Raw genomic sequence first — 22,115 nt, forward strand, 5'->3', positions numbered from 1 at the left:
GGAGTCTCGCATGTCTTCTTCTCCTCGCTGGAAAAACCGCCCACCGGGCTCGAACTGGGGCGACTTCGGGCCTGACGACCAATGCGGTCGGATGAACCTTTTGACGCCTGAAAAAGTCCTGCAAGGCATGCAAGAAGTGCGAACGGGACGGACCTTCAACCTGAGCCTGCCGCTGGATTTTCCGGGCGGCAACGTGCTCAATCCCCGGCGTCAGCCACCCGTGCTGCGCCCCACCTTGCGCGGCGACAAGCCCAACATGAACTACCAGCTCTGGTGTGACGACCCGGCCTGCACCGATGTGGTGTGCGACGACCTGGCGATCCTGCATTTGCAGTACAGCACCCAGTGGGACAGCCTGGCGCATGTGGGCTCGATGTTCGACGCCAACGGCGACGGCGTGCCCGAGCCGGTTTATTACAACGGCTTTCGTGCGGGCACCGATGTCGTGGGGCCCAGCAACGGATCGGGGGCGGGTATTTTTGGTTTTCCCGAGATCGCCCGCGAATCGACGTCAAAGGCCAAGGCCTTGGGCATCGAGAAAATGTCCGAGCGCTGCGTGCAGGGCCGTGCGGTCATGATCGACCTGCATGCCCATCTGGGCCGCGAGCGGGTGCGGGTGGGCTACGACATGCTGATGGACATCCTGCACCAGGACAGGGTGGTGGTGGAGCCCGGCGATATGGTGTGTCTGCACACGGGCTTTGCACAGATGCTGCTGGAGATGAACAAACAGCCCGATCCGCATGCGGTGGAAAACTCTTGCGCTGTGCTAGAAGGACGCGACGAACGGCTGCTGCAGTGGATCACCGATTCGGGCCTGGTAGCGCTGATCGCCGACAACTACGCTGTTGAAGGCTTGCCCGCCACACCCCGACCCGGCAGCTGCGCGGCTTTGCCCTTGCACGAGCATTGCCTGTTCAAGCTGGGCGTGCACCTGGGCGAGATCTGGCACCTCACCCCCCTGGCCAACTGGCTGCGTGCGGCTGGCCGCTCGCGCTTTTTACTCACGGCCCCTCCGCTGCGCCTGCCGGGGGCCATTGGCTCGCCGGCCACGCCCATCGCGACCGTTTGAGGCCCCGAGCTGTGATGGCCCCTGGCCCTTGACCTCCATCGATGTGGGTTCCCGCCACTGAATCCTGCAGGTGACTGCCCAGATCGGTTAGGCATGCTTGAATAAGCGCTTGCCCTAGCGACCCCCTGGAGACAAGCCATGGTTCATTATTTTGACGAAGCCCGCGTGCAACAACTGCTGAGCGTGCCCGATTTGCTGCAAGGCGTGCGCGAAGCCTTGGTGGCGCTGACGCTGGGCCAGGTGGTGCAGCCGCTGCGCATGGTCATGCCGATTGGCGAGGCCTCCAACGATGGCCTGCTGTTTTTGAAACCCGCACAACTGGGCGATGCCTTGAGCACCAAGCTCATCACGCTGGTGCCAGGCAATGCGCAAAAGGGCTTGCCCACCCTGCTGAGCACCATTGTGCTGATGGACCCGGCCACGGGCCAGACGCTGGCGGTGATGGAGGGCAACACCATCACCGCGATGCGCACGGCAGCCGCCTCTGCCGTGGCGGCCGATGCGCTGGTGCCACGCACACCGCAGGTGGTGGCCATGCTGGGCAGCGGTGTGCTGGCGCGCAGCCACGCGCAAATGCTGCGTGCCGTGCGCGAGGTGTCCGAGATTCGGGTTTGGAGCCCCAACGCTGCCAACGCGCAGCAGTGCGCACACGACATTGGCGGTGTGACCTGCGCCAGCGCCGAACAAGCGGTACGCGGGGCCGACATCGTCTGCACCGTGACCAATGCGAGTGAGCCGGTGCTGCAGGGCGCCTGGCTCAAGCCCGGTGCCTTTGTGGCGGCGGTGGGTGCGCCCCGCCCCACTTGGCGCGAGCTGGACGACGCGGCCATGCAGCATTGGGTGGTGGCCGATCAGCGCGAAGCGGCCGAAAAAGAATCGGGCGATGTGATGCTGTCAGGCGCGCGGGTGGCGGCCGAAATTGGCGAAGTGTTGTGCGGTCGCGTGGCGCCACCACCTGCGGGCACCACCATCGTTTTCAAATCTCTGGGCCAGGCGGTGGAAGACACGGTGGCGGCCCGTCTGGTCTACCGCGCGGCATTGGCCGAAGGCGCTCGTCCATGAGCCGCGCCGATGTGGTGATTGTGGGCAGCGGCGTGATAGGTGCGGCCACGGCCTATTGGCTGACCCGCCTGCAGCCTGGCTTGAAAGTGACGCTGATCGAATCGGACACGCGCTACGAAAAAGCCTCCTCTTCACTGTCGGCCAGCTCGATCCGCCAGCAGTTCACCTGCCCGGTCAACATCCGCCTGAGTCAATTCGGCATCGCTTTTTTGCGCGAGGCCGAGCAGCACCTGGGCCTGCCCGACCACCCGGTGGCGCTGGGTTTGCAAGAGCCCGGCTATTTGTACCTGGCCCAGCCCGAGCAAACAGCAGCCCTGCGCACCGCACACCAGATACAAAAACAGACCGGGGCCGATGTGGCCCTGCTGGGCCCCGAGGCCCTGCGCCAGCGTTACCCCTGGTTGAACGTGGACGATGTGGCCCTGGGCAGCCTGGGCCTGAGCGGTGAGGGTTGGTTTGATGGCCCGGCGCTGCACCAGGCGTTTTTGAAAAAAGCCATGGCGCAAGGCGTGCAACGCCTGCACGACCGGGTAGTGGGCCTGGACCACACCAACACGCACATCAGCGCCGTGCGTCTGGCCAGCGGCGGCAGCTTGTCCTGCGGCCAAGTGGTCAATGCCGCGGGGCCTTGGGCTGGCGAAGTGGCGGCCATGGCCGGGGTGCACCTGCCCATCGAGGCGGCGCGGCGCACGGTGTTTGTGCTGTCTTGCCCCGAGCCGCTGCCGCAATGCCCCTTGCTGATCGACCCGAGCGGCTGGTGGCTGCGACCCGAGGGTCGTTTTTTGATCAGCGGTGCAGAGCCTTTGCACACCGAGCCCGATCTGCCGCTTGACCCCGACTGGACCGAATGGAACGACGAACAATGGGCATCCCTGGCGCATCGCATTCCAGCGCTGGCCGCCCTGCGGGTGGAGCGGGCCTGGGCGGGATATTACGAGATGAACACCTTCGATCACAACGCCGTGATCGGCCCACACCCGGATTTGCGCAACCTGTATTTCATCAACGGGTTTTCCGGCCACGGCATGCAACATGCGGCAGGCGCTGGTTTGGCGCTGGCCGAGTGGGTGCTGCAAGGAAAGCCCATCACGATTGCCGTCGATGAGCTGGGATTTGAACGCCTGCAACAAAACCGCCCGCTGCGCGAGTTGGCAGTGATCGGCTGAGGCTAAAGGTCTTCTCGCGCTTCGATCTGCAGGCGCTGCACCACCGCGCCCCGAGTGCCCGCCACTGCGCGCACGCGCAAGGATGGACCAGCTTCGAGCACCACGCGGCAGTGGTAATCGAGCCCATCGGTCTGGCCCGGGCAGTTGCTGGCAATGCGGCGGTGCCATTGCCGCTGGCCGTCGATCTCCAGCGTCAATTCATGCCAGGCTTCTGTGTGCTCTTCAGGGACACGCACAAGCAAGCTGACATCGATGTCAAATGTACGAGGCCGCTTCAATGCGCCGGGAATGTTCAGCACGGCCACCGCATCGGCTGTCTCGGTGCGCCACAACTCGGGTTTTGCCTGTGCGGCCATGTCGCTCAGGCTTTGAGCAAGGTGCTGAGTTCGCCATTGTCAATCAGGCGACGCAGGTCATCGGCGCCACCGACCAGCGTGCCGCGGACAAAGACCATCGGAAAAGTGGGCCAGCCGGTCCACATCTTCAGCGCATTGCGCAAACGCCATTGCGAGAAATAGCTGCCGAACTCGATGTACTCGTGCGCCACGCCCGCTGCGGCCAGCGCCTTGCGGGCTTTGCCCACAAACGGGTTGCCCGACAAGCCGACCACCACCACAGCGTGCTGGGCGATGGCGGTTTGCACCTGCTGGATCACGGGCAAGTGGTGTTCGGCAATGCGTTGGCGAATGGCCGGGTGGATGGCCGATTCGGCGAGTAGAGGTCGGGTCATGGAAATCCTTGGGAGCCTAAAAATGAGACGCCGAGTAGTCAGGTCTTGAGGGCGTTGGCCCCGTCGTGCATGAGTTGTGCGATGTTGGCCGAACCCAGCAACTGCATGGGGCTCTCGTGGGCCAGGTCAATGGCGGCCTGGCTGAAGACGCCCAGGCTCATGCAAGTGCACGAAAAGGCATCACGGCTTTCACGGACAGCCAGCAACTCCCGCAAATGCTCTGCGCCCACGGTGGCCGCTTTCCAGCGCTTGGCACTGACCAGGGTGATGCGGCCATTTTTTTCAATCTGAAAATCGGCCGGGCCATCGTTCAAACGACTGACCACAAAACCCTGCTGCTTGAGCGCTTCTTCAACCAGGACTGAAAAATCACGCCAGCCCATGCCCCGGGCCTGCTCAACCAGTTCCCGGATGCGGCTGGCCGAAATGGCATTTCTTTGTCGCCAGGCGGCCATGACGCCAATGACAAAAAACGGGAAAGCCCCGAGCATGCCCGCTGTTTTGTAGGCCTCAGGCAGCAAAGCCCCGGCCACCAGGGCCACGCCGAACATCACCAAAAAGCTCACCCACCACGGGGCGCGTAACAAAGTCGCAAACAGCGACTTTTCGGACATTTTGAATTTCATGGGATATCAGAAAAAGAGGTGCGTCAAGGCGCCTGCGGGCAGATCAAAAAGCTGGCTCTGACGGCGATTCGTCAGTGTAGCGGCTCCCATGACACAGCACGCGCTGGGCTCCACCTATCCCCCGAAATACCCCTGTAAATTTCAGTCAGGCAAATTGGCGCAGGCCCGAAGGCTGCGCCCATCGCCCGCGGCATCCCTCAATCGACGGTCACGCCCGCGTTCTTGACCACCTGACCCAAGCGGGCCGTTTCCTTGCGGATCAGCTCGCCAAACTGCTGGGAGGTACCCCCCACCACTGGGGTGCCAATGGCTTCCCATTTTTTCTTGAACTCCGGATCATTGAAGATCGCGTTCAAAGTGGTGTTGAGTTTCTGCACCACCGACGCAGGCGTACCCGCACGTACCGCAATGCCATGCCAGCCGGTCAACTCGTACCCAGGCACACCCGCCTCGATCATGGTCGGCACATTGGGCAGCGAGGGGTGACGCTTGGCCGAGGTCACCGCCAAGGGCTTGAGCTTGCCACCCTGGATGTGGGGCAAGGAGCTGCCCAGGATGTCGAACATCACCTGCACCTGGCCGCCGATCAAGTCGTTGAGCGCAGGACCTGCACCGCGGTAAGGAATGTGCGAAATTTTGGTGTTCATCTGCGTGTTGAAAATTTCACCCGCCAGGTGCTGGGGCGTGCCGTTGCCGGCCGATGCAAAAGCCAGCTGGCTGCTGGGCTTTTGGGCCAGTGCGATCAACTCCTTGACACTGTTGACCGGCACGCTGGGATGCACTTCGAGCACCAGCGGGAAGGCCGAAATTTGGATCACCGGGGCCAGATCGGTCATGGGCACAAAGGGCATGCTGCGGTACAGCGTGGGGTTGACCGCCATGGGGCCACTGGCCGCCAGCAGCAAGGTGTAGCCGTCGGCAGGCGCTTGCTTGGCCACTTCGGCGCTGCCCAGGTTGCCACCGGCACCGCCTTTGTTGTCCACGATCACCGTGACACCCAGGCGGGTGCTCAACTCGCCTTGCAGCATGCGGGCCATCAGGTCGGTCGGGCCGCCCGGTGGGTAAGGCACCACAAAGCGGATGGTTTTGCTGGGGTAGTTGTCTTGGGCCAGCGCGGGCAAAGCGTTCACGCCCAAAAGAGCGGCTGAGAGTGCTGCGACGAAAGTGCTGCGTTTCATGGTGTTGTCTCCAGTCAAAAAAGAAAATGCTCAGGCGGCAAAGAAAGCGTCACGCGCCTGTTGCGCGGTGCAGAGGCTGCGGCCCAGCACGCGGGCCGAATCGGCCACCTGGCGCACCAAAGCGGCGTTATCGGGGGCGATCTGCCCGTTGTTGAGCAGCAGGTTGTTTTCAAAACCCACACGCACATGGCCGCCCAGTGCGGCAGCGGTGGTGGCGCAGGCGTGTTCGCCCGCGCCAAAAGCGCACATGGACCAAGGCTCTTGGCCGGTATGGGCCATGACAAAGGGCAGCAAGTCTTTGGGCTCGGAGGTTTGGCCCACCGAATAGCGACCCAGCACAAACAAGAGCGACCAGGGCGCATCCGGGATCACGCCTTGCGCGCGCAGGGCTTGCCAGCGCTGCAGATCGGCCACGTCGTACACGATGACCTGGGTCATGACGCGCTCTTTGGCCAGCCAGCCAAAAAACTGCGCGAGGCCGGCTTCGCCGATCTCTGGCTGGTCCACTTCGCGCAGGCCCACCGACACAGCTTCGGGCTTGAGCGCAGTGACCATGGCGATTTGCTCGGGCGCTTTGTACACCCGAGCGGCTTCGCTGGTGACCTGAATGATCATCGCATCGCCCACCGCGGCCTTGACCGCTTGCTGCGCGTCGCGGTAACCCTGCACGTCCAGGCTGTGACGACCCTGGGCATCGCGGATGTGCATGTGGATCATGGCCGCGCCAGCGTCGAGGCACTGCTTGGCGGTCTGGCCCAGCTCGGCCGACGTGAGGGGCAAGGCAGCGTGGTCAGGCCGTTGTTTGTAAGCGCCATTGGGCGCGACGGTGATCAAGAGGGGATGCGGAAAAACAGTCATGGGGTGCCTTTTGAAAATCAATCGTGAGGGAATCAATCGAGCGGGTGAAGAGGCGGCAGCTCAGACGCCAGCAAATCCAGCCCTTGGCGCAACAACCGGTCGTAGCGTTCGCGCTCGGCTTTTTGGGTTTCCGGCGTCCAGCTGAAAAAGCCCTGCCCGGTCTTCATGCCCAAGTCCCCACGGGCCACCCGCTCTTGCAGGACGCGCGCGGGCTCGGCGTTCACGGCCAGGCTGGGGTACATGCTGGCCGCGGCGGCGGTGTGCACCTCCAGGCCCGCATGGTCGCGTTGCATGACCGGGCCTGCGGCCAGAAAGCGAAAACCAAAGCCAAAGCGCACAGCCGCGTCCACGTCTTCGGGCGAGGCCACGCCTTCGTCGATCAGGGCAAAGGCCTCACGCGCCAGGGCGTGCTGCATGCGGTTGGCCAAAAAGCCGGGCTTGTCCTTGCGCACCAGCACGGGGACGCTGCCGCAGCCGCGCATGAAGTCGCACAGCTGCTCGGCCTCTTGCACATCCGTTTTCGGTCCGAGCACAACTTCCACCAAGGGCACCAAATGCGCGGGCATGAAAAAGTGCAGGCCCAGCATGCGCTCTGCCGTGGGCAGGCCCTCGGCGATGGCGCTGATCGGGAAGCTGGAGCTGTTGCTGCACAGCAAGGTGTCGGGTGCGGCCAGCTGCGCCAGCTGCGCAAACAGGGCCTGCTTGAGGGGCAGTTGTTCCGGGATGCACTCGATCAATACGCTCACACCGGGCCAGGCCACATCGGCCAAGTCGGCCACGGCCTGCACGCGCTCGGTGCGGTGGGCCATATCCAAAGGCTCAAGGTTGTGGCGCACATGAGCGGTCAAAGCCTGGCGCTTGGCGGCATCGGGCTCGACCACAGTGACCTGGCTGCCACCGCGGGCCAGCACGATCGCCACGTCCATGCCCATGGTTCCGCCGCCCACCACCACGGTGTGTGCTTGTGAAGGCTGTGAAGAAATCATGGTTGCAGCTGCTGTCAAAAAGAATGCATGGAGTCTAAGAATCGCGCATTACCTCGTCCAGCCGTTTTTTTCTATAAACTGATTTGTTATGCAGATCAATTCGCAACCCACCTGGACGCCTCGTGACCTGGACATCTTTCTGGTGCTGGCCGAAACCGGCAGTTTTAGGCGCACGGCCACGCAAGTGCACTTGTCCCAGTCGGCCGTGTCCGGGGTGATTGCCCGGCTCGAAGAGGCCTTGGCCACGCGCTTGTTTGACCGCACCACCCGCAGCGTGCACCTCACGGCTGCAGGCCAGGTGTTTGTGGAGCAAGCCAAACTGCTCAACGCGCAAACTCAAGAGGCGGTCCAGCGGGTGCAGCACATCACGCAGGTGCAGACTGGCAAAGTGAGCCTGGCGGCCCTGCCTTCGCTCGCGGCCACGGTGGTGCCCCGGGTCATGGCCCGCTTTGCCGCGCAGTACCCGCAGATCGCGCTGCAGTTGCACGACACCTTGTCTGGCCCGGCATTTGACCTCGTGCGGGCTGGCACGGTGGACTTTGCGCTCACTGCGGCCAATCCCGACTACGCCGATCTGGACTACACACCGCTGTCGGCCGATGGCTTTGTACTGTTGATGCCGCTGGGCCACCGCCTGGCCAAGGGGCGAGGCGCTTTGAACTGGCTGGCCGTGGCCGAGTTGACCCACATCTCCATGCCACTGCCCGCCAGCGTGCGGCAATACGCCAATGCGGCCTTCATGGAACACCGCATCGCGTTTCAGCCGCGCTACGAAGTCGAGCACATTGCCACCATCCACGCCATGGTCAAAGCCGGTTTGGGCGTGGCCGCCCTGCCCGAGCTGGCCGCCGCTTTTGTACAGCAAGATGGCGTGGCCACCCGGCGCCTGACCGGCCCCGACATCCAGCGCCCCATTGGCGTGGTGACGCGGCGCCACCGCAGCCTGTCGCCAGCCGCACAAGAAATGGTGCGCATGCTCCGACAAGAAACCACCGCCTTGCTGCCCTGAACAGGGCGCCACCGCACAGGACAAAGCACATGGGCGGGGGCTATTTCACCGGCTCTGGCATGATCCAAGCATCTACCCTTGCACAAGAGAAAACACCTTGAACTGGTTCCAAAGATTGCCGGACTTTACCCGGTCAGCACCCGGCCTGGAATGGGCGCTGTGGAAAAAGCTGCCCTGGATCGCACTGGCGGGAACCGCCTTGCCCCTGGCCTTGGTGAGCCTGGCTTATCTGGCCGCGCCGGAAACCCCCACGCCCGCCTCCGAGCGCGCGTTGACCCAGTGGCTTTACATCGCCATGGGTGTGGTGGTGCTGCACTGGACACTGGTGCTGACAGCGGCCATCGGCTGCGTGATTGTGATGCTGATGAAAGGCCCGGCCTTTGTGGCCGATGGCTTTGAGGTGCAGCACACCGACCAACCCGGCAGCCCGACACTGGACGACATACGTGAAAAAAACTGAGCTGCACGCCAGGCTGACCGCTTCTTTGTCAGAGGCTGACGTCTCGGGCATCATCGCGATGGCCTGGCAAGACGACACCCCGTTTGAAGCGATTGCACTGCAGTTTGGCCTCGCCGAGCCCGACGTCATTGCCTTGATGCGGGCGCAACTGAAAGCCCGCTCATTCAGGGTGTGGCGCATGCGGGTGCGAGGGCGAGTGGCCAAGCACCTGGCTTTGCAGCCAGGCCGTCGAGCAGGTCACGGTGGCGCTGACAGTGCAGCAGCCATGGCTGGAGCGCAAAAGAGGCATGGCGTGCAAATGCCCGAGGACTTTCCTCTGCCGCCCTCACCCATCACGCGCCAGTCCTTGCGCTGAAGGTCGCCTCAGGCCCTTTTTCGAAGCCCGGCCGCGTTGGGGGTCTGCTGTGCATCATCCCGACGGGCATGCGCCTGAAAGCTCGGCGTCTCGCAGGCCGATGACGCGTCGTGGTGCGAACCCGTCGCCAAATTTTCAAAACCTGAAGGCACAGGCAAGATGTCCTGCAACACTGCCAGCACATTTTGCAATCGAGGGTCTTGGCTGTGTGCGTCATCGGTGGTGTCGTTGATGCAAAAGAAATCCAGCGCACCGAACTCGGCCACCAAAGCCTGCAGCTGCGCGTTTTGGTCGGCCTCACCGGTTGACACATAGCGGTGGCGGTAAGGCCGCAGGCTCGCTACCCCATGCGCCAGGGCCCAGCGCAGCACAAAATCGGACACGATGGTGGGTTTGTCCCAGCTTCGGAACACGGTCGACCGAACCGCTGCAAACAACTCCGGGGCGGTTTCCTCCAATTCCAGCAGGATTGATTTGAGCATGGGCCGGGGCGAGTGCGCAAAGGTGCGGAAGGTGCTCTGGTAAAGCGGGTCTTGCTCGCGCAGCGCGGGGATACCCGAGCGGGCTTTGTCGCTGAGCCACTGGATCGACAAGCGGCAGGCGTTTTCCAGCGACGTGGCATCCATGCGCATGGCCTCGTCCGTCACCTCGGGATCGTCCGACCAAGTGACATGAAAGCCGCTCTCATGGAACCAGTCTTGCACCCGCACCGGAGCGCCAAAAAAAACGTCGTCGTTGAGGTAAAAGTAACGCTCGGACAAACCGGGAATGTGATGTATCCAGGACTCGATGTGGCCCGAGTCGAACGTAGGCAGGGACGCCTCGGGCATCAAATCGCGGTGGTCCACCAGGGTCAAGCGGTCCGAAGGACGAAGCCAGTCGGGCGCCTGTGCGTCGGTGACGATGTAGACATGGCCGTGGCCGGGAAAAAATTGTTCCAGCGCACGCAGGCTGTAACGCAGCTCGTGGTTGTCCCGAAAGCGCCCTTCCACATTGCTGTATCGGGCCATGGCGGCACTGGAATCGCTGGGGAGTTGCTGCAGGGCCGCTTGGCGTTTGGCACGCCAATTCGAATCGTTCCCGTCAACCCACAAATAAACGATGTCGATGGGCGAATCGTGGGGCATGTCTGCACTGAATTTTTTTGAAGTGGCCGAGTCTAGCAGCGGGTCTGCGAGGCAGTTTTCAATACCCGCTCTGGCATGAGGGCCACTGTTTTATCGGTTCAGGCAATGGCTTGTCTCCTGCCACGTCTCATCAGGCGTGCTGGCCTCCAGCAGCCCGATGGGGCGTCAGCGTCCGTGCGTCCAGAGACCGATGCTGCTGTGATGAATTGGCTACGATGCATGGAATTCACTGCTCCCGCCCCAACACACACCATGATGCGCTGGCTGACACCACTCTTTTTCCTTTTATGCGAGGCTGCCATGGCCATTGAAGAACCACGCTACACCGCGCTCATCTCAGAGCCCCCTTTTGAGGTGCGGCGCTACGCCGCCTTCACGGTGGCCCAAACGCAAATCCAGGGGGACTTCGATGCCGCCAGCCGCAGCGGTTTTCGGCGCATTGCGTCCTACATTTTTGGCGACAACCTGCAACCCGAGTTGGGTGCGCAGCGCAAAATCGCCATGACCGCGCCCGTCACCGTGGTGCCCGACGACCAGGGCTGGCGGGTGCATTTTGTGATGCCGTCGGCGGAAAACGTGCAGACCCTACCCCAGCCGCTCAACCCGCAAATCCAGCTGCGCCCGGTGCCCGCGCATGAAACGGTGGCGGTGCGCTTCAGCGGCTTCACCACGCAAGCGAGCATCCAGGCGCAAACCGAGCGCCTGCGGGCTTGGGCGCAGGCGCGCCAGCTCAAGCTCAGCCCCACGGCCCAAATTGCCCGCTACGACGACCCTTTCACCCTGCCGTGGAATCGGCGCAATGAAATCCTGATCGACCTGATGCCCTGAAGCCAAGCGGGCTCAATCGCCCGGTACGACCTGCTGCACTGACCGCCTGTTGTAGCCTTGAGCGATGTTCAAGACAGTTTTTCAGCCGTGACGGGGCGCATTCGCAAAAAGCTCATTCAAGCCCAGCTTGAAGCCCTGCCCGCACCGCGCAGCGATGCCGTGCTCTGCCCGGTGTGTGAGCGCCCCATTCCGCCCTGCCAACAAGACGCACACCATTTGGTGCCCAAGTCACACGGGGGCGTGCAGACGGTGGTGCTGCACCGCATTTGCCACCGCCAAATCCACGCGCTGTTTACCGAAACCGAATTGGCCCGCACCTACGCCACGGTCGAAGCCTTGAAGCAACCCGAGGAAATGGCCCGCTTCATCCGCTGGGTGCAAACCAAACCGGACGCTTTTTTTGAAAAAAGCCGCAAGAGCCAACGTCTCAAAAGTCGTCGCTGAGCCCTGAACGACATTCATTGAACCACCGCCCATGAACCTGCCCGCAACACCCATGACACTGCCGACATCCACTTCCAGCTGCATTGAACTCCAAGACTTGCGACTGTCCACCCGCATTGGCACCTACGGTCCCGGCGACACCGTGCCCGAGTACCACGCACTGGATTTGAAGCTCTGGATCGACCCCGATTGGGTGCTGATTCCCGAAGATGGCATGGCCCATGTGTTCGATTACGACCCCTTGGTTGCGGAGATCGAACGACTGGCCGCCGATGGGCACTACGAAACCCAAGAGCGGCTGATGACACGCATCGTTCAGGCCTGTGCAACCCGTCCGGTCATCAATGCGCTCAGCATGGCTTTGCGCAAATTCCCGGTGCGGGCGGGCAGCGGCTCTTTGGGCGTGCGCTTGAACGTGGACGGTGCGCAGCTGCAGCACATGCGCAACGACAAGGCCTGAGCGACGCCAATGCCCTGGGATCCTTGCGCCGGCTCAACCCCTGCCCCAATCAAGGCGTGAGCCAGTCCCAACTGTCGGCGCTCATCTGCGCCCGGCGATGCCCCTCGCGCGACAACTCCAACCAGTCCATTTGAAGCACCTGCGCACGCACAATGGCCAAGCTGTGCGCTGGCACGGGGACGTTGACCGTTCCGAGGTCTGCGGTGCTGCCTTGCGGCAACACAGCACCCGGTGGCAAAGGCGACAGATAATCGCCCGCAGCCGCCGACTGCTGGACCTTTTGCCAAAGCGCCTCAACCTCCGGGCCGGAGGAGATGACCGAACAAAGCACCCGCACCCGCAGTTGCCAACTCAAACGCGCACTCCAAAACACCAGCATCGCCGACGCTTGCGCTTGCAATTGCGCCACCTTGGGGCTGCGGCTGTCGGTGTAAAAAGTCAGCTGCCCGGCCTGCGCATCCACCTGCCGCAGCACCACGGTGCGGGCATCGGGCAAGCCGACTGCGTCGGTCGAAGCCATGACGGATGTGCGCCACTCATGGTGGCGGTCCAGGCTGGCGCGGCCCAGCTCTTTCCAAATTTGCAGGCGTATTTCACCGGGCGTTTGCAGGTGGATTTTCATAACTTTTGAGTTTGACGAAGTCTTCTACCGAACGGACTGCTGTGCTGTGCGAGCTCACAACAACACAATTTCCACAGTTTGCGTGAGCACCGGGCGGCACAAAATCTTGTAGCCGTCGGCATCAAAATGGGCGGCCACTTGGCTGGCGGTCTGGCTCAGTTGGCGTGCGGCTTCGACGCTGGGGGCGCTGCCCAAATAGCACCAATGCTTCACAACGTGAATTTGGGTGAATTCGCCATCACGCTCAACCAAGCCCACCGCGCCCGCGTAGGGCCAGCATTCCACGCGCAGCGCCAGCAAGCTGCTGAAAAGGCGCTCGCGGTGCGCCTCGGGGCTTTCGTCACCCCGGCACACGCCTGCGCACTGACGAATCGCCGCCCGAAAGCACCCTTTGCCGGGAGGCAGTTTTTCAAGGCCCAAGGGGCCGTAGCACAGCTTGTGCTGGTCGGCGATGGCACGCAGCGCGTCCAGCGCCGCGTGACGGCTGGCAAACAGGCCATACAAATCGGGCTGGGTGGCAAAGTCGATGTCTCGGGAATAGACCACTTGAGGCACATCGCCCATCATTTGCAAGCTGCACAGTTGTTTGTTACGCCGCAGTTTCTGGTTGAACAACGGGTGCTGGGCTTTGATAAGTTGGGCTTCCAACAAGAGCGCCCCGATCTCCCCTGCCGTGCGGATGTGGCTGATGCGCTGGGTCTGGCGCAGCATGCGGGCTTCGTCGGGGGTGCGCAGGTGCGATAACAAGCGGGCGCGGATGTTGATGCTTTTGCCGATGTACAACGGCAAGTCGCCTTCCTGGCCATGGAAGGTGTAAACGCCCGCTCCGGTGGGCGCGTCTTCAATGGCTTCGCGCAGGTGCTGTGGGTATTCGTAGATCCGGTTGTCTTCAAAGTCATCGCGGCGGCGGGGCAAGGTCATGGTGAAGTGGGAGGGTGGGCTGATCGCCAAAATGCAAGTACTGTTTATATTTACAGTATACTGAAAGCGTCATGCGGCCTGCAGTTGCCTGACATTTTCGTTTTGAACGCCCCTGGCTTCACGGCCCGGGGCGTTTTTTTATCTGCAGCATTCTGTGCAACTCAAACTGCCACAAACTGCCCTTCCTCCAGGGCCTCGATTTGGCCCATGGCCAACAGCTCGTCCAGGTGCATCCTGATGGTGTTGCGCTCGGCGCAAGGCACAAAAGGCACGTCGTAGCCTGCGGGGTACAACAGGCGGCGGCTCACCAACTCGTCCAGGTTGTGCGGGCTTTGCAAATAAGCCAGCAACTGCACGCTGCGCTCGTCGATCTTGCTGGCAAAGCGGGCCAGGTCGGCCAGAAATTGCGCCCGATCGGTGATCACTGCCTTGTGGTGCGAGGTCGCCCAGATGCGGGCGTCGAGCTCAGCCACTTTTTTCAGGGTGCGCCGGAAGTCGCTCAGGCTGGAAGTGGCGTCGCCGTAGTACGGGCCAAAGCCGCTCAGGTCGATGTCGCCAATGAAGGCCAAGCCTTCGCTCTCGACCACCAGGGCACAGTGGCCAGCGGTATGGCCCGGCAGGTGGTGGGCCCGCACCCGCACGCCGCCACCCAGCTCCCACACCGTGCCATCGCTGTAGCCGATAGCGTCGGGCCGAGGCTGGTAATGAAAATCCTTTTGCACGATGGCCAGCATCGCATCCAGCACGTCTGGCGGGTAGCCGTAGTGGCGGCACATGCCCTCCCACGACTGGGCGGCGGCCAGATCGGCCTCGTGCACCTGCACACGGGCGTGCGGCAGGCGGTGCAGCCCGGCCATGTGGTCTTCGTGCACATGGCCCAAAATGACCAGGTCCACCGTGTCCAGCTCGGGGCCAATGCGGTTGGCCACCTCCGGCGTGTCGAAAGCCACCCGCACATCGGCCCCTTGCACGATGAGCTGGTTGCCGTCGGGGTATTTGCCCGACTTGTCACCCAGATGCACGCTCACAGCACCAAATCGCAAAACAGAAGACATGACAAGCTTTCCTGATCTGGATGGACGCAGAGCCCTTCAGGCCGTGGCCAGTGCCGCCCGCTTGACGCGCCACAGCAGCCACAGGGCAATGCTCAGGTTGAGCGCGTTCCACAGCACACCGTTGATGAACGCCGCGTGGTACGACCCTGTGATGTCAAACACCTTGCCCGACATCCAGCCGCCCAAGGCCATGCCCAAGAGCGTGGCCATGATGACCGCGCCCACGCGCGAGCCCGCTTCTTTGGCCGGAAAGTATTCGCGCACGATGATGGCGTAGGCCGGCACAATGCCACCTTGAAACAGGCCGAACAAGGCCGAGATGATGTAGAGCGACACCAGGCCATTGAAGGGCAAAAACAGCAGCAGCGCCACGCCCTGCAAAACCGAGCCCAGCACCAGGGTGCGCAAGCCACCAATGCGGTCGCAAATGGCCCCCGAAATCAAGCGGCTGGCGATGCCGCTGGCCAGCATGAGCGAGAGCATTTCCGCGCCACGTGCTGCGCCAAAACCCAGGTCGGTGCAATACGCCACGATGTGCACCTGCGGCATGGCCATCGCCACGCAGCAAGCCACGCCCGCCACGCACAATAAAAACTGTGCCTTGTTCAGGCTCAAACCAAAGGGCTGCTGCGACTGCAAGGCCTGGGCACTGCCTGCCACCGGGGTTTGCAGCAAGGGCGGGCGCTGGCGCATCAGCAAGCTCAGCAGCACCATGCCGATGCCGCAAAACAGGCCCAACGCCACGTAAGTGCTGCGCCAACCCACGGTCTCGACGCCGTGCTGGGCCAAAGGCGGCCAAATGGCCCCGGCCACATAGTTGCCACTGGCGCACACCGCCACGGCAATGCCCCGCCGCTTGCGCCACCACAGCGAGGTGTCGGCCACTAAGGGCGCAAAGGTGGTGGAGCTGCCGATCAGCCCCAAGAGCAAGCCATGCGCCAGCGCAAACCACCAGATGTTGCCGGACAAACTGGCCGCAATGAAACCCAGCCCGGTACCCACACCGCCCAAAAACAAAGGCACATGCACACCCGCGCGGTCGGCCCATCGGCCCATGAACAGGCCCCCAACACCAAAGCCGATCATCATCAAGGTGTAAGGCAAGGAAGCATCGGCCCGGCTGACGCCGAACTCGGCCTGCACAGCCGGCAGCACCACGGCCACCACGTACATGCTCGAGCCCCCCAAGGTCATCAGGGCCAGGGTGACCAGCAAACGCCGGGCGGCATAGGCAGAGTCGATCAGGTGTTCGGCGGCGGCAATCGGTGGGCTCATGACCTCAGGTTAGCAGGCCAGGCCGGGTGTGGTTGGCAAATGCGGGACAAGCGGACAGTTGATTCAAGAATACAAATAATGGCTATGATTTTGGCGAATCAACCACCAAAATCACCATGTCCAAATTATTCGCATTTCTGGCTTCGGCCTTGTTGATGACCGCCGCTCACGCCCAGAGCAGCACCTGCACGGCGGCTGCCACTGAAAAGAAATTGGCCGGTGCAGCGAAGAACTCGTTTTTGAAGAAATGCGAGAAAGATGCCACCGCCCAATGCGAGACCTCTGCCGCTGAACGCAAACTGGCCGGTGCCGCCAAAAACAGCCACATCAAAAAATGCGTCAAAGACGCCGTGGGTGAAACACCCTGATGGCGGCTTGTCCTCTGGACGACAGTCAGCGCACAACCGTCCATCGCCACTGACCGCCGCCACGCCATAGCCCACGCGATGGACCGCAGCGCAGGCGCCTGCAAACGGGCACAGTTCAGCTCGGTCGCACCATCTTGCAGCTGCTGGGCAAACGGGCTTGCTCGGCCTTGATCTGGCGCACCACCTTGAAGCCATAGCCCGAGCCTTCCACATCAAACGGCACGCCGGAGCTGCCTTGACGCGCCATCACGCCTACCACCAGAGGTTGCTGAAACTGGTGGTCTTCGGCCCGCATGAAGCCGGTTTGCCCGGCCATGCTGACGCGGGTTTTTTCCAGCGCCAACGCCACGGCCACGGGCTCGGTGCTGCCCGCTTTTTCGACCGCCTGGGCCAGGGCCTCGACCATCAGCTGCATGCGCACATGCACATAGTCTTCCGAGGGCTTGCTGAAACGCTGGCGGAACGACTGGTAAAACGCTTCGCTGGCTTTACCCGGCACATTGGGCAGCCAATCAGCCACAGCGATCACGCGGTCCACGCCGGCATCGCCAATGGCTGCAGGCGCACCCAGCGCGTTGCCATAAAAGGTGTAGAACTTGCCTTCATAGCCGGCTTCGCGGGCGGCCTTGACCAAAAGCGTCAGGTCATTGCCCCAGTTGCCGGTGACCACCGCTTGGGCGCCACTGGCCTTGATCTTGGCGGCATAAGGCAAAAAGTCTTTGACACGGCCCATGGGGTGAAGCTCGTCGCCCACCACCTTCACATCGGGGCGCTTGTCGGCCAGCTGACGCTTGGCTTCGCGCAGCACAGCCTGACCGAAGCTGTAATCCTGACCGATCAGGTACACCGACTGGACCTTCTTGTCCTCCCGCAGGACCTGCATCAAGGCGGTCATTCGCATGTCGGCATGGGCGTCAAAACGAAAATGCCAGAAGCTGCATTTCTCATTCGTCAGGATCGGGTCCACCGCCGAGTAGTTCAAAAACAGCACGCGCTTGGCTGGCTCGCGCTCGTTGTGTTTGTTGATCGCGTCGATCAGGGCCGCCGCATTGGCCGATGAATTGCCCTGCAAGATCACCTGCGCCCCGTCGTCGATGGCGGACTTGAGGGCCGACAAGGCTTCTTCGCTTTGGCCTTTGCTGTCGTAGCGCTCCAGCACCATGGGCAGCTGGCCTTGCGGCGTTTTGACGCCCCCCCGCGCATTGACCCGCTCGACCGCCCAGGCAATGTTGCGCACCACCGCCTCACCCGTGTTGCCAAAGGGGCCGCTCAGGCCCTCAATCAAGGCCAGCTTGATCGGCTGCGGCGATTGCGCCCACGCAGGAGAAAACAGCAAGCCAGCAGTCAGCGACAGGAGCGCACGGCGGAAAATGAAGGACAAACGCATATCAAAAATAGAACCTGCCAAAAGGCGGGTTGAAGTCGAGAAGGGGCGCAGTGTAACGGGTCACACCTTCTGGGTCGGACTCACCCGGCCTCGCCCAAGGAATTGGACTGGGGTCGCCCCACTCAGACCAGTTCGTGCAAAGGCCAGCGCGGCTTCACATCAAAGCTGTAACGCGCCTCGGCCGTTTGCGCCCCGGCTTGCAAACGCATGGCTGCGGCCATGGCGATCATGGCGCCGTTGTCGGTGCACAAATGCAGCTCGGGGTAATGCACGCGCACTTTGGCTTTGGCGCAAGCGGCATTGAGCTGGGCCCGCAATTCGCGGTTGGCCCCCACGCCCCCGGCCACCACCAAGCGCTTCATGCCGGTGGTTTTGAGCGCGGTCATGGATTTTTTGACCAGCACTTCCACAATCGCCGCCTGGGTCGATGCGGCCAGGTCGGCCCGCTCAGGCGCACCCTCGGTGTGGGCGGCGGGGCCGATTTTCTGGCTCTGCGTGAGCACGGCGGTTTTCAATCCTGCAAATGAAAAATCCAGATCACCGCTGTGCAGCAAAGGGCGCGGCAGCTTGTAGGCCGCAGGATTCCCCTGCTCGGCCAGGCGCGACAGACCCGGGCCACCGGGGTAAGGTAGGCCCATGAGCTTGGCCGATTTGTCAAAAGCTTCGCCTGCGGCGTCGTCAATGGTTTCGCCCAGCAATTCATAGCGGCCCACGCCGTCCACCCGCATCAACTGGGTGTGGCCGCCCGACACCAGCAAGGCGATGAACGGGAACTCGGGCGGATCGGTGCTCAAAAACGGCGAGAGCAAATGGCCTTCCAAGTGGTGCACACCCAGCACCGGCTTGCCTAAAGCGGCCGCCAGCGCACAGGCCACGCCCGAGCCTACCAAGAGCGCCCCGGCCAGACCCGGCCCCCGGGTGTAAGCCACCACGTCGATATCGGCCAATGCGGTCCCCGCATCGGTCATGACCTGGCGGGTCAGCGGCAGCACACGGCGGATGTGGTCGCGGCTGGCCAGCTCGGGCACCACGCCGCCATAGGCCTGGTGCATCTCGATCTGGCTGTAGAGCGCGTGCGACAACAGGCGCGGCATGTCGGTCCCGGTGGTTTCCACCAAGGCCACACCCGTCTCGTCGCAAGAAGATTCAATGCCCAAAATTCGCATAACAGGTAGTTTAAGCGGGGCATGGGTTGCGCCATGGGGCTTGGCCATAATCCTTTCAGAACTTCACAGGCCCAAATTCCCATGACCACTCTCCGACTGATTTCCTCCATGGCCACCAAGCCGCTGCTGGCCGATCTGGTGGCGCTGTACCAGGCGCAGGCCCCCGGCATTCAAATCCAGGTCGAGTCGGTCGGCGGAGTGGATGCGGCCAAGCGCGTGCAAGCGGGTGAAGCCTTTGACGGCGTGGTGCTGGCCAGCGAAGCCATCGACAAACTGGTCGCCAGCGGCCATGTGCTGGCAGGCAGCCGCGCCGACCTGGTGCGCTCGGGCGTGGCGGTGGCCGTGCCTGCGGGGCAGCCCGTGCCCGACATCTCGACCGAAGCCGCACTCAAAGCCGCCGTCCTGGCCGCGCCCACGCTGGGTTACTCCACCGGCCCGAGCGGCGTGCAGCTGGCCAAACAGTTCGAGGCCTGGGGCATCGCCGAGACCCTCTTGCCACGCATCGTGCAGGCCAAACCTGGCGTGCCCGTGGGCTCGCTGGTGGCCCAAGGCGAAGTGGCACTGGGCTTTCAGCAGCTGAGCGAAATGCTGGGTGTGGCGGGCATCACCATCGTGGGCGGCCTGCCACCCGAGGTGGAGATCATCACCACGTTCTCAGGCTCGGTGGCCGCCACCTGCAACCAACCCGACGCCATGCGTGCGCTGCTGGCCTTTTGGCAGTCGCCGGCGTGTGACGCGCTCAAGCGCCAGCATGGCATGACGCCGGCCTGAATTTCTTGACGCGGCGCGGTTCTTGCATGACTCTGGACATGCAAGAAGCCTTGAGGATCGTCGTCATCATCTCCGACCCCGCCTTGGTGCCCGAGGGGGATGACCACGCACAAGCCATCGAGGAGCGCTCACGCCTTTTGCGCATTGGCTTGCTCGAAGCAGGCTACAACCTGGTGGCCACGCTGCCCGCCGATGTGTTTTTGACCGAACGCCTGGCCCAGCTGCAAGCCGACCTGGTGATCGTGGACGCCGAGAGCGATGCCCGCGATGCGCTCGAACATGTGGTCATGGCCACGCGCGACGAGCGCCGACCCATCGTGATGTTCACCAACGACAGCGACACCCGACCCATGAACGAAGCTGTGGCCGCGGGCGTGACGGCCTACATCGTGGCCGGGCTGGCCCCCGAGCGCATCCACCCGATCCTGACGGTGGCGATGGCCCGCTTCAAACACGAACAAGCCCTGCTGGCCGAGCTGGACAACGCCCGGGGCGAACTGCAAGACCGCAAGCTGATCGACCGCGCCAAAGGCCTGCTGATGCAGCGCCAGGGCTTGAGTGAGCCAGAGGCCTATGCCCGCCTTCGCAAAGCGGCCATGAATAAAGGCCTGAAGCTGAGCGACATTGCGCAGCAAATGCTGGACATGGCCGAGTTGCTAGGCTGACGGCACGGCACCAGCCAAGTGCCATCGCACCACAAAGGTGCAAATCAAGGCACCAAACCCGAGGAATTCACGCGAAGCCCCCAGGAAAACCCTGGCACGCGGCTTGCAATATCTGCATCAAGACCATCCAAGGTCTCGCGCAAAGGCACTCAACGGCGAGTGACTCTGCATTCCGGACAAAGGCGTCCCCATGCGTTCGCGCCCTGCACAGCAGGCGCAAGCGGCATGAGGACGCCTTTTTTGTTTTTTTCATCCTGCAAGGTGCCTCGCCATGACCGACATTCTGAAAACCAGCTTCAACCGCCGCACCGTGCTGCAAGCAGCCGCCGTGGGCGCCGCCGGCGTGTCACCCGCGCTGCGATCGGTGGTGTACGCCGCAGGCTCGGACGCGCCCGAGAAGAAGGAAGTCAAGATCGGCTTCATCCCGCTGACCGATTGCGCCAGCGTGGTCATGGCTTCGGTGTTGGGCCTGGATGTGAAGCACGGCGTGAAGTTCGTGCTGAGCAAGGAAGCGAGCTGGGCCGGTGTGCGCGACAAACTGGTCAACGGCGAACTCGACTTCGCCCATGTGCTGTACGGCCTGGTCTACGGCGTGCACCTGGGCCTGTCGGGACCCAAAAAAGACATGGCCGTGTTGATGACGCTCAACCACAACGGCCAAGCCATCACCCTGTCCAAAAAGCTGGCCGACAAAGGCGCTGTGGACGGCCCAGGCCTGGCCAAGCTGATGCGAAGCGACAAGCGCGAATACACCTTCGCGCAAACCTTCCCCACCGGCACGCACGCCATGTGGCTGTACTACTGGCTGGCGTCCTATGGCATCAACCCGATGAAAGATGCCAAGGTCATCACCGTGCCGCCACCCCAAATGGTGGCGAATATGCGGGTGGGCAATATGGACGGTTTTTGCGTGGGCGAACCCTGGAACCACCGCGCCATCATGGACGGCATCGGTGTGACGGCAGTCACCACGCAGGACATCTGGAAAGACCACCCTGAAAAAGTGTTGGGCACCACGGCCGAGTTCACCAGGAAATACCCCAACACCGCCCGCGCCGTGACGGCCGCCATCATCGAAGCCGGCCAGTGGATAGATGCCAGTTTGCAAAACAAGCTGAAGATGGCCGAGACCGTGGCCGACAAATCGTATGTGAACACCGGCGTGGACGCGATCAACCAGCGCATCCTGGGCCGTTACCAAAACGGCATGGGCAAAACCTGGGACGACGCCAACCACATGAAGTTCTACAACGACGGCGCGGTGAACTTCCCCTACCTGTCGGACGGCATGTGGTTCCTGACCCAGCACAAGCGCTGGGGCTTGCTCAAGGACCATCCCGACTATCTTGGCGTGGCCAAGCAGATCAACCAAATCGCGATTTACAAGCAAGCCGCCACCGCCGCCAAGGCCTCTGTGCCCAAAACCGAGATGCGCAGCCACAAGTTGGTGGACGGCGTGGTGTGGGACGGCAAGGATCCCCAAAAATACGCCGACGGCTTCAAGATCAAAGCGTGAAGGGGAAC

Annotated in this window: 26 protein-coding genes; 13 read left to right on the top strand and 13 right to left on the bottom strand. The window is 62.6% G+C overall.

All coding sequences use genetic code 11. The features are described 5' to 3' along the window. Positions 1-10 precede the first annotated feature (10 nt). From ACHEXL_RS08195 to ACHEXL_RS08205, 3 genes are all read left to right on the top strand, one after another. A complete protein-coding gene (locus ACHEXL_RS08195) occupies positions 11-1,072 on the top strand; it encodes a cyclase family protein (RefSeq protein ID WP_416558843.1) in 1,062 nt (353 codons plus the stop codon). Between the two features lie 138 nt (positions 1,073-1,210). After that, on the top strand, positions 1,211-2,134 hold the full coding sequence (locus ACHEXL_RS08200) for an ornithine cyclodeaminase family protein (RefSeq protein WP_416558844.1): 924 nt from the start codon (positions 1,211-1,213) through the stop codon (positions 2,132-2,134). Beyond that, the gene (locus ACHEXL_RS08205; protein WP_416558845.1) at positions 2,131-3,300 is read left to right on the top strand and encodes an NAD(P)/FAD-dependent oxidoreductase; all 1,170 of its coding nucleotides are present in this window, start codon (positions 2,131-2,133) and stop codon (positions 3,298-3,300) included. Before ACHEXL_RS08200 ends, ACHEXL_RS08205 begins: the two co-directional genes overlap by 4 nt. 2 nt (positions 3,301-3,302) lie before the next feature. Here ACHEXL_RS08205 and ACHEXL_RS08210 read toward each other — a convergent pair whose 3' ends face one another. From ACHEXL_RS08210 to ACHEXL_RS08235, 6 genes are all read right to left on the bottom strand, one after another. Beyond that, entirely contained in the window at positions 3,303-3,656 is a 354-nt protein-coding gene (locus ACHEXL_RS08210; RefSeq protein WP_416558846.1) for a hypothetical protein, read from the bottom strand. A 5-nt stretch (positions 3,657-3,661) separates the two neighbouring features. Beyond that, positions 3,662-4,030, bottom strand: coding sequence for a glutaredoxin domain-containing protein (locus ACHEXL_RS08215; protein ID WP_416558847.1), 369 nt, complete (start codon positions 4,028-4,030; stop codon positions 3,662-3,664). A 38-nt stretch (positions 4,031-4,068) separates the two neighbouring features. Continuing rightward, a complete protein-coding gene (locus ACHEXL_RS08220; protein WP_416558848.1) occupies positions 4,069-4,656 on the bottom strand; it encodes a restriction endonuclease in 588 nt (195 codons plus the stop codon). Positions 4,657-4,853: 197 nt separating this feature from the next. Further along, entirely contained in the window at positions 4,854-5,834 is a 981-nt protein-coding gene (locus tag ACHEXL_RS08225; protein ID WP_416558849.1) for a Bug family tripartite tricarboxylate transporter substrate binding protein, read from the bottom strand. Positions 5,835-5,864: 30 nt separating this feature from the next. Then, positions 5,865-6,692, bottom strand: a complete 828-nt coding sequence (locus ACHEXL_RS08230; protein WP_416558850.1) for a 3-keto-5-aminohexanoate cleavage protein — start codon at positions 6,690-6,692, stop codon at positions 5,865-5,867. Between the two features lie 32 nt (positions 6,693-6,724). After that, positions 6,725-7,678 (bottom strand): 3-hydroxyacyl-CoA dehydrogenase family protein, encoded by a 954-nt coding sequence (locus ACHEXL_RS08235; RefSeq protein WP_416558851.1) that lies wholly within the window; start codon positions 7,676-7,678, stop codon positions 6,725-6,727. Between the two features lie 88 nt (positions 7,679-7,766). Between ACHEXL_RS08235 and ACHEXL_RS08240 the strand changes: the two genes are divergently transcribed. The 3 genes from ACHEXL_RS08240 to ACHEXL_RS08250 all read left to right on the top strand — a co-directional run bounded on the left by ACHEXL_RS08240 (position 7,767) and on the right by ACHEXL_RS08250 (position 9,502). Beyond that, complete coding sequence (locus ACHEXL_RS08240) at positions 7,767-8,687, top strand: LysR family transcriptional regulator (protein WP_416558852.1); 921 nt, start codon at positions 7,767-7,769, stop codon at positions 8,685-8,687. A 97-nt stretch (positions 8,688-8,784) separates the two neighbouring features. Further along, entirely contained in the window at positions 8,785-9,147 is a 363-nt protein-coding gene (locus ACHEXL_RS08245) for a hypothetical protein (RefSeq protein ID WP_416558853.1), read from the top strand. Then, positions 9,134-9,502: a TIGR03643 family protein gene (locus tag ACHEXL_RS08250; protein WP_416558854.1), complete on the top strand. Its 369-nt coding sequence runs from the start codon at positions 9,134-9,136 to the stop codon at positions 9,500-9,502. The genes ACHEXL_RS08245 and ACHEXL_RS08250 overlap by 14 nt, the downstream gene beginning before the upstream one ends. An 8-nt stretch (positions 9,503-9,510) precedes the next feature. Here ACHEXL_RS08250 and ACHEXL_RS08255 read toward each other — a convergent pair whose 3' ends face one another. Beyond that, complete coding sequence (locus ACHEXL_RS08255) at positions 9,511-10,629, bottom strand: Stealth CR1 domain-containing protein (RefSeq protein ID WP_416558855.1); 1,119 nt, start codon at positions 10,627-10,629, stop codon at positions 9,511-9,513. 300 nt (positions 10,630-10,929) lie between these two features. Between ACHEXL_RS08255 and ACHEXL_RS08260 the strand changes: the two genes are divergently transcribed. Genes ACHEXL_RS08260 through ACHEXL_RS08270 form a run of 3 tightly spaced genes read left to right on the top strand, consistent with a single transcriptional unit; the run spans position 10,930 to position 12,361 of the window. Beyond that, a complete protein-coding gene (locus ACHEXL_RS08260; RefSeq protein WP_416558856.1) occupies positions 10,930-11,457 on the top strand; it encodes an SOUL family heme-binding protein in 528 nt (175 codons plus the stop codon). A 57-nt stretch (positions 11,458-11,514) separates the two neighbouring features. After that, the gene (locus tag ACHEXL_RS08265; RefSeq protein WP_416558857.1) at positions 11,515-11,901 is read left to right on the top strand and encodes an HNH endonuclease signature motif containing protein; all 387 of its coding nucleotides are present in this window, start codon (positions 11,515-11,517) and stop codon (positions 11,899-11,901) included. Between the two features lie 31 nt (positions 11,902-11,932). After that, entirely contained in the window at positions 11,933-12,361 is a 429-nt protein-coding gene (locus tag ACHEXL_RS08270) for a dihydroneopterin aldolase (protein ID WP_416558858.1), read from the top strand. A gap of 49 nt (positions 12,362-12,410) precedes the next feature. Here the strand turns inward: ACHEXL_RS08270 and ACHEXL_RS08275 are convergent, their stop codons facing one another. The 4 genes from ACHEXL_RS08275 to ACHEXL_RS08290 all read right to left on the bottom strand — a co-directional run bounded on the left by ACHEXL_RS08275 (position 12,411) and on the right by ACHEXL_RS08290 (position 16,234). After that, positions 12,411-12,983: a pyridoxamine 5'-phosphate oxidase family protein gene (locus ACHEXL_RS08275; protein WP_416558859.1), complete on the bottom strand. Its 573-nt coding sequence runs from the start codon at positions 12,981-12,983 to the stop codon at positions 12,411-12,413. A gap of 54 nt (positions 12,984-13,037) precedes the next feature. Then, positions 13,038-13,904: an excinuclease Cho gene (gene cho / locus ACHEXL_RS08280; protein ID WP_416558860.1), complete on the bottom strand. Its 867-nt coding sequence runs from the start codon at positions 13,902-13,904 to the stop codon at positions 13,038-13,040. A gap of 161 nt (positions 13,905-14,065) precedes the next feature. Further along, entirely contained in the window at positions 14,066-14,959 is an 894-nt protein-coding gene (locus ACHEXL_RS08285) for an MBL fold metallo-hydrolase (RefSeq protein WP_416558861.1), read from the bottom strand. Positions 14,960-14,995: 36 nt separating this feature from the next. Next, positions 14,996-16,234 carry an MFS transporter gene (locus tag ACHEXL_RS08290; protein WP_416558862.1) on the bottom strand — a complete coding sequence of 413 codons (1,239 nt, stop codon included), beginning with the start codon at positions 16,232-16,234 and terminating at the stop codon, positions 14,996-14,998. Between the two features lie 116 nt (positions 16,235-16,350). On the opposite strand from ACHEXL_RS08290, the gene ACHEXL_RS08295 reads away from it, so the two are divergent. Next, positions 16,351-16,602: a hypothetical protein gene (locus tag ACHEXL_RS08295; protein WP_416558863.1), complete on the top strand. Its 252-nt coding sequence runs from the start codon at positions 16,351-16,353 to the stop codon at positions 16,600-16,602. 115 nt (positions 16,603-16,717) lie between these two features. Here ACHEXL_RS08295 and ACHEXL_RS08300 read toward each other — a convergent pair whose 3' ends face one another. Beyond that, complete coding sequence (locus ACHEXL_RS08300; protein WP_416558864.1) at positions 16,718-17,989, bottom strand: branched-chain amino acid ABC transporter substrate-binding protein; 1,272 nt, start codon at positions 17,987-17,989, stop codon at positions 16,718-16,720. 122 nt (positions 17,990-18,111) lie between these two features. After that, complete coding sequence (tsaD, locus tag ACHEXL_RS08305) at positions 18,112-19,155, bottom strand: tRNA (adenosine(37)-N6)-threonylcarbamoyltransferase complex transferase subunit TsaD (protein WP_416558865.1); 1,044 nt, start codon at positions 19,153-19,155, stop codon at positions 18,112-18,114. An 81-nt stretch (positions 19,156-19,236) separates the two neighbouring features. On the opposite strand from tsaD, the gene ACHEXL_RS08310 reads away from it, so the two are divergent. From ACHEXL_RS08310 to ACHEXL_RS08320, 3 genes are all read left to right on the top strand, one after another. Next, positions 19,237-19,926, top strand: coding sequence for a substrate-binding domain-containing protein (locus ACHEXL_RS08310; RefSeq protein WP_416558866.1), 690 nt, complete (start codon positions 19,237-19,239; stop codon positions 19,924-19,926). 38 nt (positions 19,927-19,964) lie between these two features. Then, positions 19,965-20,591 (top strand): ANTAR domain-containing response regulator, encoded by a 627-nt coding sequence (locus tag ACHEXL_RS08315; RefSeq protein WP_416558867.1) that lies wholly within the window; start codon positions 19,965-19,967, stop codon positions 20,589-20,591. A 271-nt stretch (positions 20,592-20,862) separates the two neighbouring features. Beyond that, positions 20,863-22,107: a CmpA/NrtA family ABC transporter substrate-binding protein gene (locus ACHEXL_RS08320; RefSeq protein ID WP_416558868.1), complete on the top strand. Its 1,245-nt coding sequence runs from the start codon at positions 20,863-20,865 to the stop codon at positions 22,105-22,107. The last annotated feature ends 8 nt before the right edge of the window (positions 22,108-22,115 follow it).

It is taken from the genome of Limnohabitans sp. YIMB22184 (assembly GCF_048020265.1).
Taxonomy (GTDB): Bacteria; Pseudomonadota; Gammaproteobacteria; order Burkholderiales; family Burkholderiaceae_C; genus Limnohabitans_A.

What these genes read in the sequence shown, in the direction of transcription:
- ACHEXL_RS08195 (WP_416558843.1), top strand. Translation starts at nt 11, where the DNA reads ATGTCTTCTTCTCCTCGCTGGAAAAACCGCCCACCGGGCTCGAACTGG.
- ACHEXL_RS08200 (WP_416558844.1), top strand. Translation starts at nt 1,211, where the DNA reads ATGGTTCATTATTTTGACGAAGCCCGCGTGCAACAACTGCTGAGCGTG.
- ACHEXL_RS08205 (WP_416558845.1), top strand. Translation starts at nt 2,131, where the DNA reads ATGAGCCGCGCCGATGTGGTGATTGTGGGCAGCGGCGTGATAGGTGCG.
- ACHEXL_RS08210 (WP_416558846.1), bottom strand. Translation starts at nt 3,656, where the DNA reads ATGGCCGCACAGGCAAAACCCGAGTTGTGGCGCACCGAGACAGCCGAT.
- ACHEXL_RS08215 (WP_416558847.1), bottom strand. Translation starts at nt 4,030, where the DNA reads ATGACCCGACCTCTACTCGCCGAATCGGCCATCCACCCGGCCATTCGC.
- ACHEXL_RS08220 (WP_416558848.1), bottom strand. Translation starts at nt 4,656, where the DNA reads ATGAAATTCAAAATGTCCGAAAAGTCGCTGTTTGCGACTTTGTTACGC.
- ACHEXL_RS08225 (WP_416558849.1), bottom strand. Translation starts at nt 5,834, where the DNA reads ATGAAACGCAGCACTTTCGTCGCAGCACTCTCAGCCGCTCTTTTGGGC.
- ACHEXL_RS08230 (WP_416558850.1), bottom strand. Translation starts at nt 6,692, where the DNA reads ATGACTGTTTTTCCGCATCCCCTCTTGATCACCGTCGCGCCCAATGGC.
- ACHEXL_RS08235 (WP_416558851.1), bottom strand. Translation starts at nt 7,678, where the DNA reads ATGATTTCTTCACAGCCTTCACAAGCACACACCGTGGTGGTGGGCGGC.
- ACHEXL_RS08240 (WP_416558852.1), top strand. Translation starts at nt 7,767, where the DNA reads ATGCAGATCAATTCGCAACCCACCTGGACGCCTCGTGACCTGGACATC.
- ACHEXL_RS08255 (WP_416558855.1), bottom strand. Translation starts at nt 10,629, where the DNA reads ATGCCCCACGATTCGCCCATCGACATCGTTTATTTGTGGGTTGACGGG.
- ACHEXL_RS08260 (WP_416558856.1), top strand. Translation starts at nt 10,930, where the DNA reads ATGGCCATTGAAGAACCACGCTACACCGCGCTCATCTCAGAGCCCCCT.
- ACHEXL_RS08270 (WP_416558858.1), top strand. Translation starts at nt 11,933, where the DNA reads ATGAACCTGCCCGCAACACCCATGACACTGCCGACATCCACTTCCAGC.
- ACHEXL_RS08275 (WP_416558859.1), bottom strand. Translation starts at nt 12,983, where the DNA reads ATGAAAATCCACCTGCAAACGCCCGGTGAAATACGCCTGCAAATTTGG.
- cho (WP_416558860.1), bottom strand. Translation starts at nt 13,904, where the DNA reads ATGACCTTGCCCCGCCGCCGCGATGACTTTGAAGACAACCGGATCTAC.
- ACHEXL_RS08285 (WP_416558861.1), bottom strand. Translation starts at nt 14,959, where the DNA reads ATGTCTTCTGTTTTGCGATTTGGTGCTGTGAGCGTGCATCTGGGTGAC.
- ACHEXL_RS08290 (WP_416558862.1), bottom strand. Translation starts at nt 16,234, where the DNA reads ATGAGCCCACCGATTGCCGCCGCCGAACACCTGATCGACTCTGCCTAT.
- ACHEXL_RS08295 (WP_416558863.1), top strand. Translation starts at nt 16,351, where the DNA reads ATGTCCAAATTATTCGCATTTCTGGCTTCGGCCTTGTTGATGACCGCC.
- ACHEXL_RS08300 (WP_416558864.1), bottom strand. Translation starts at nt 17,989, where the DNA reads ATGCGTTTGTCCTTCATTTTCCGCCGTGCGCTCCTGTCGCTGACTGCT.
- tsaD (WP_416558865.1), bottom strand. Translation starts at nt 19,155, where the DNA reads ATGCGAATTTTGGGCATTGAATCTTCTTGCGACGAGACGGGTGTGGCC.
- ACHEXL_RS08310 (WP_416558866.1), top strand. Translation starts at nt 19,237, where the DNA reads ATGACCACTCTCCGACTGATTTCCTCCATGGCCACCAAGCCGCTGCTG.
- ACHEXL_RS08315 (WP_416558867.1), top strand. Translation starts at nt 19,965, where the DNA reads ATGCAAGAAGCCTTGAGGATCGTCGTCATCATCTCCGACCCCGCCTTG.
- ACHEXL_RS08320 (WP_416558868.1), top strand. Translation starts at nt 20,863, where the DNA reads ATGACCGACATTCTGAAAACCAGCTTCAACCGCCGCACCGTGCTGCAA.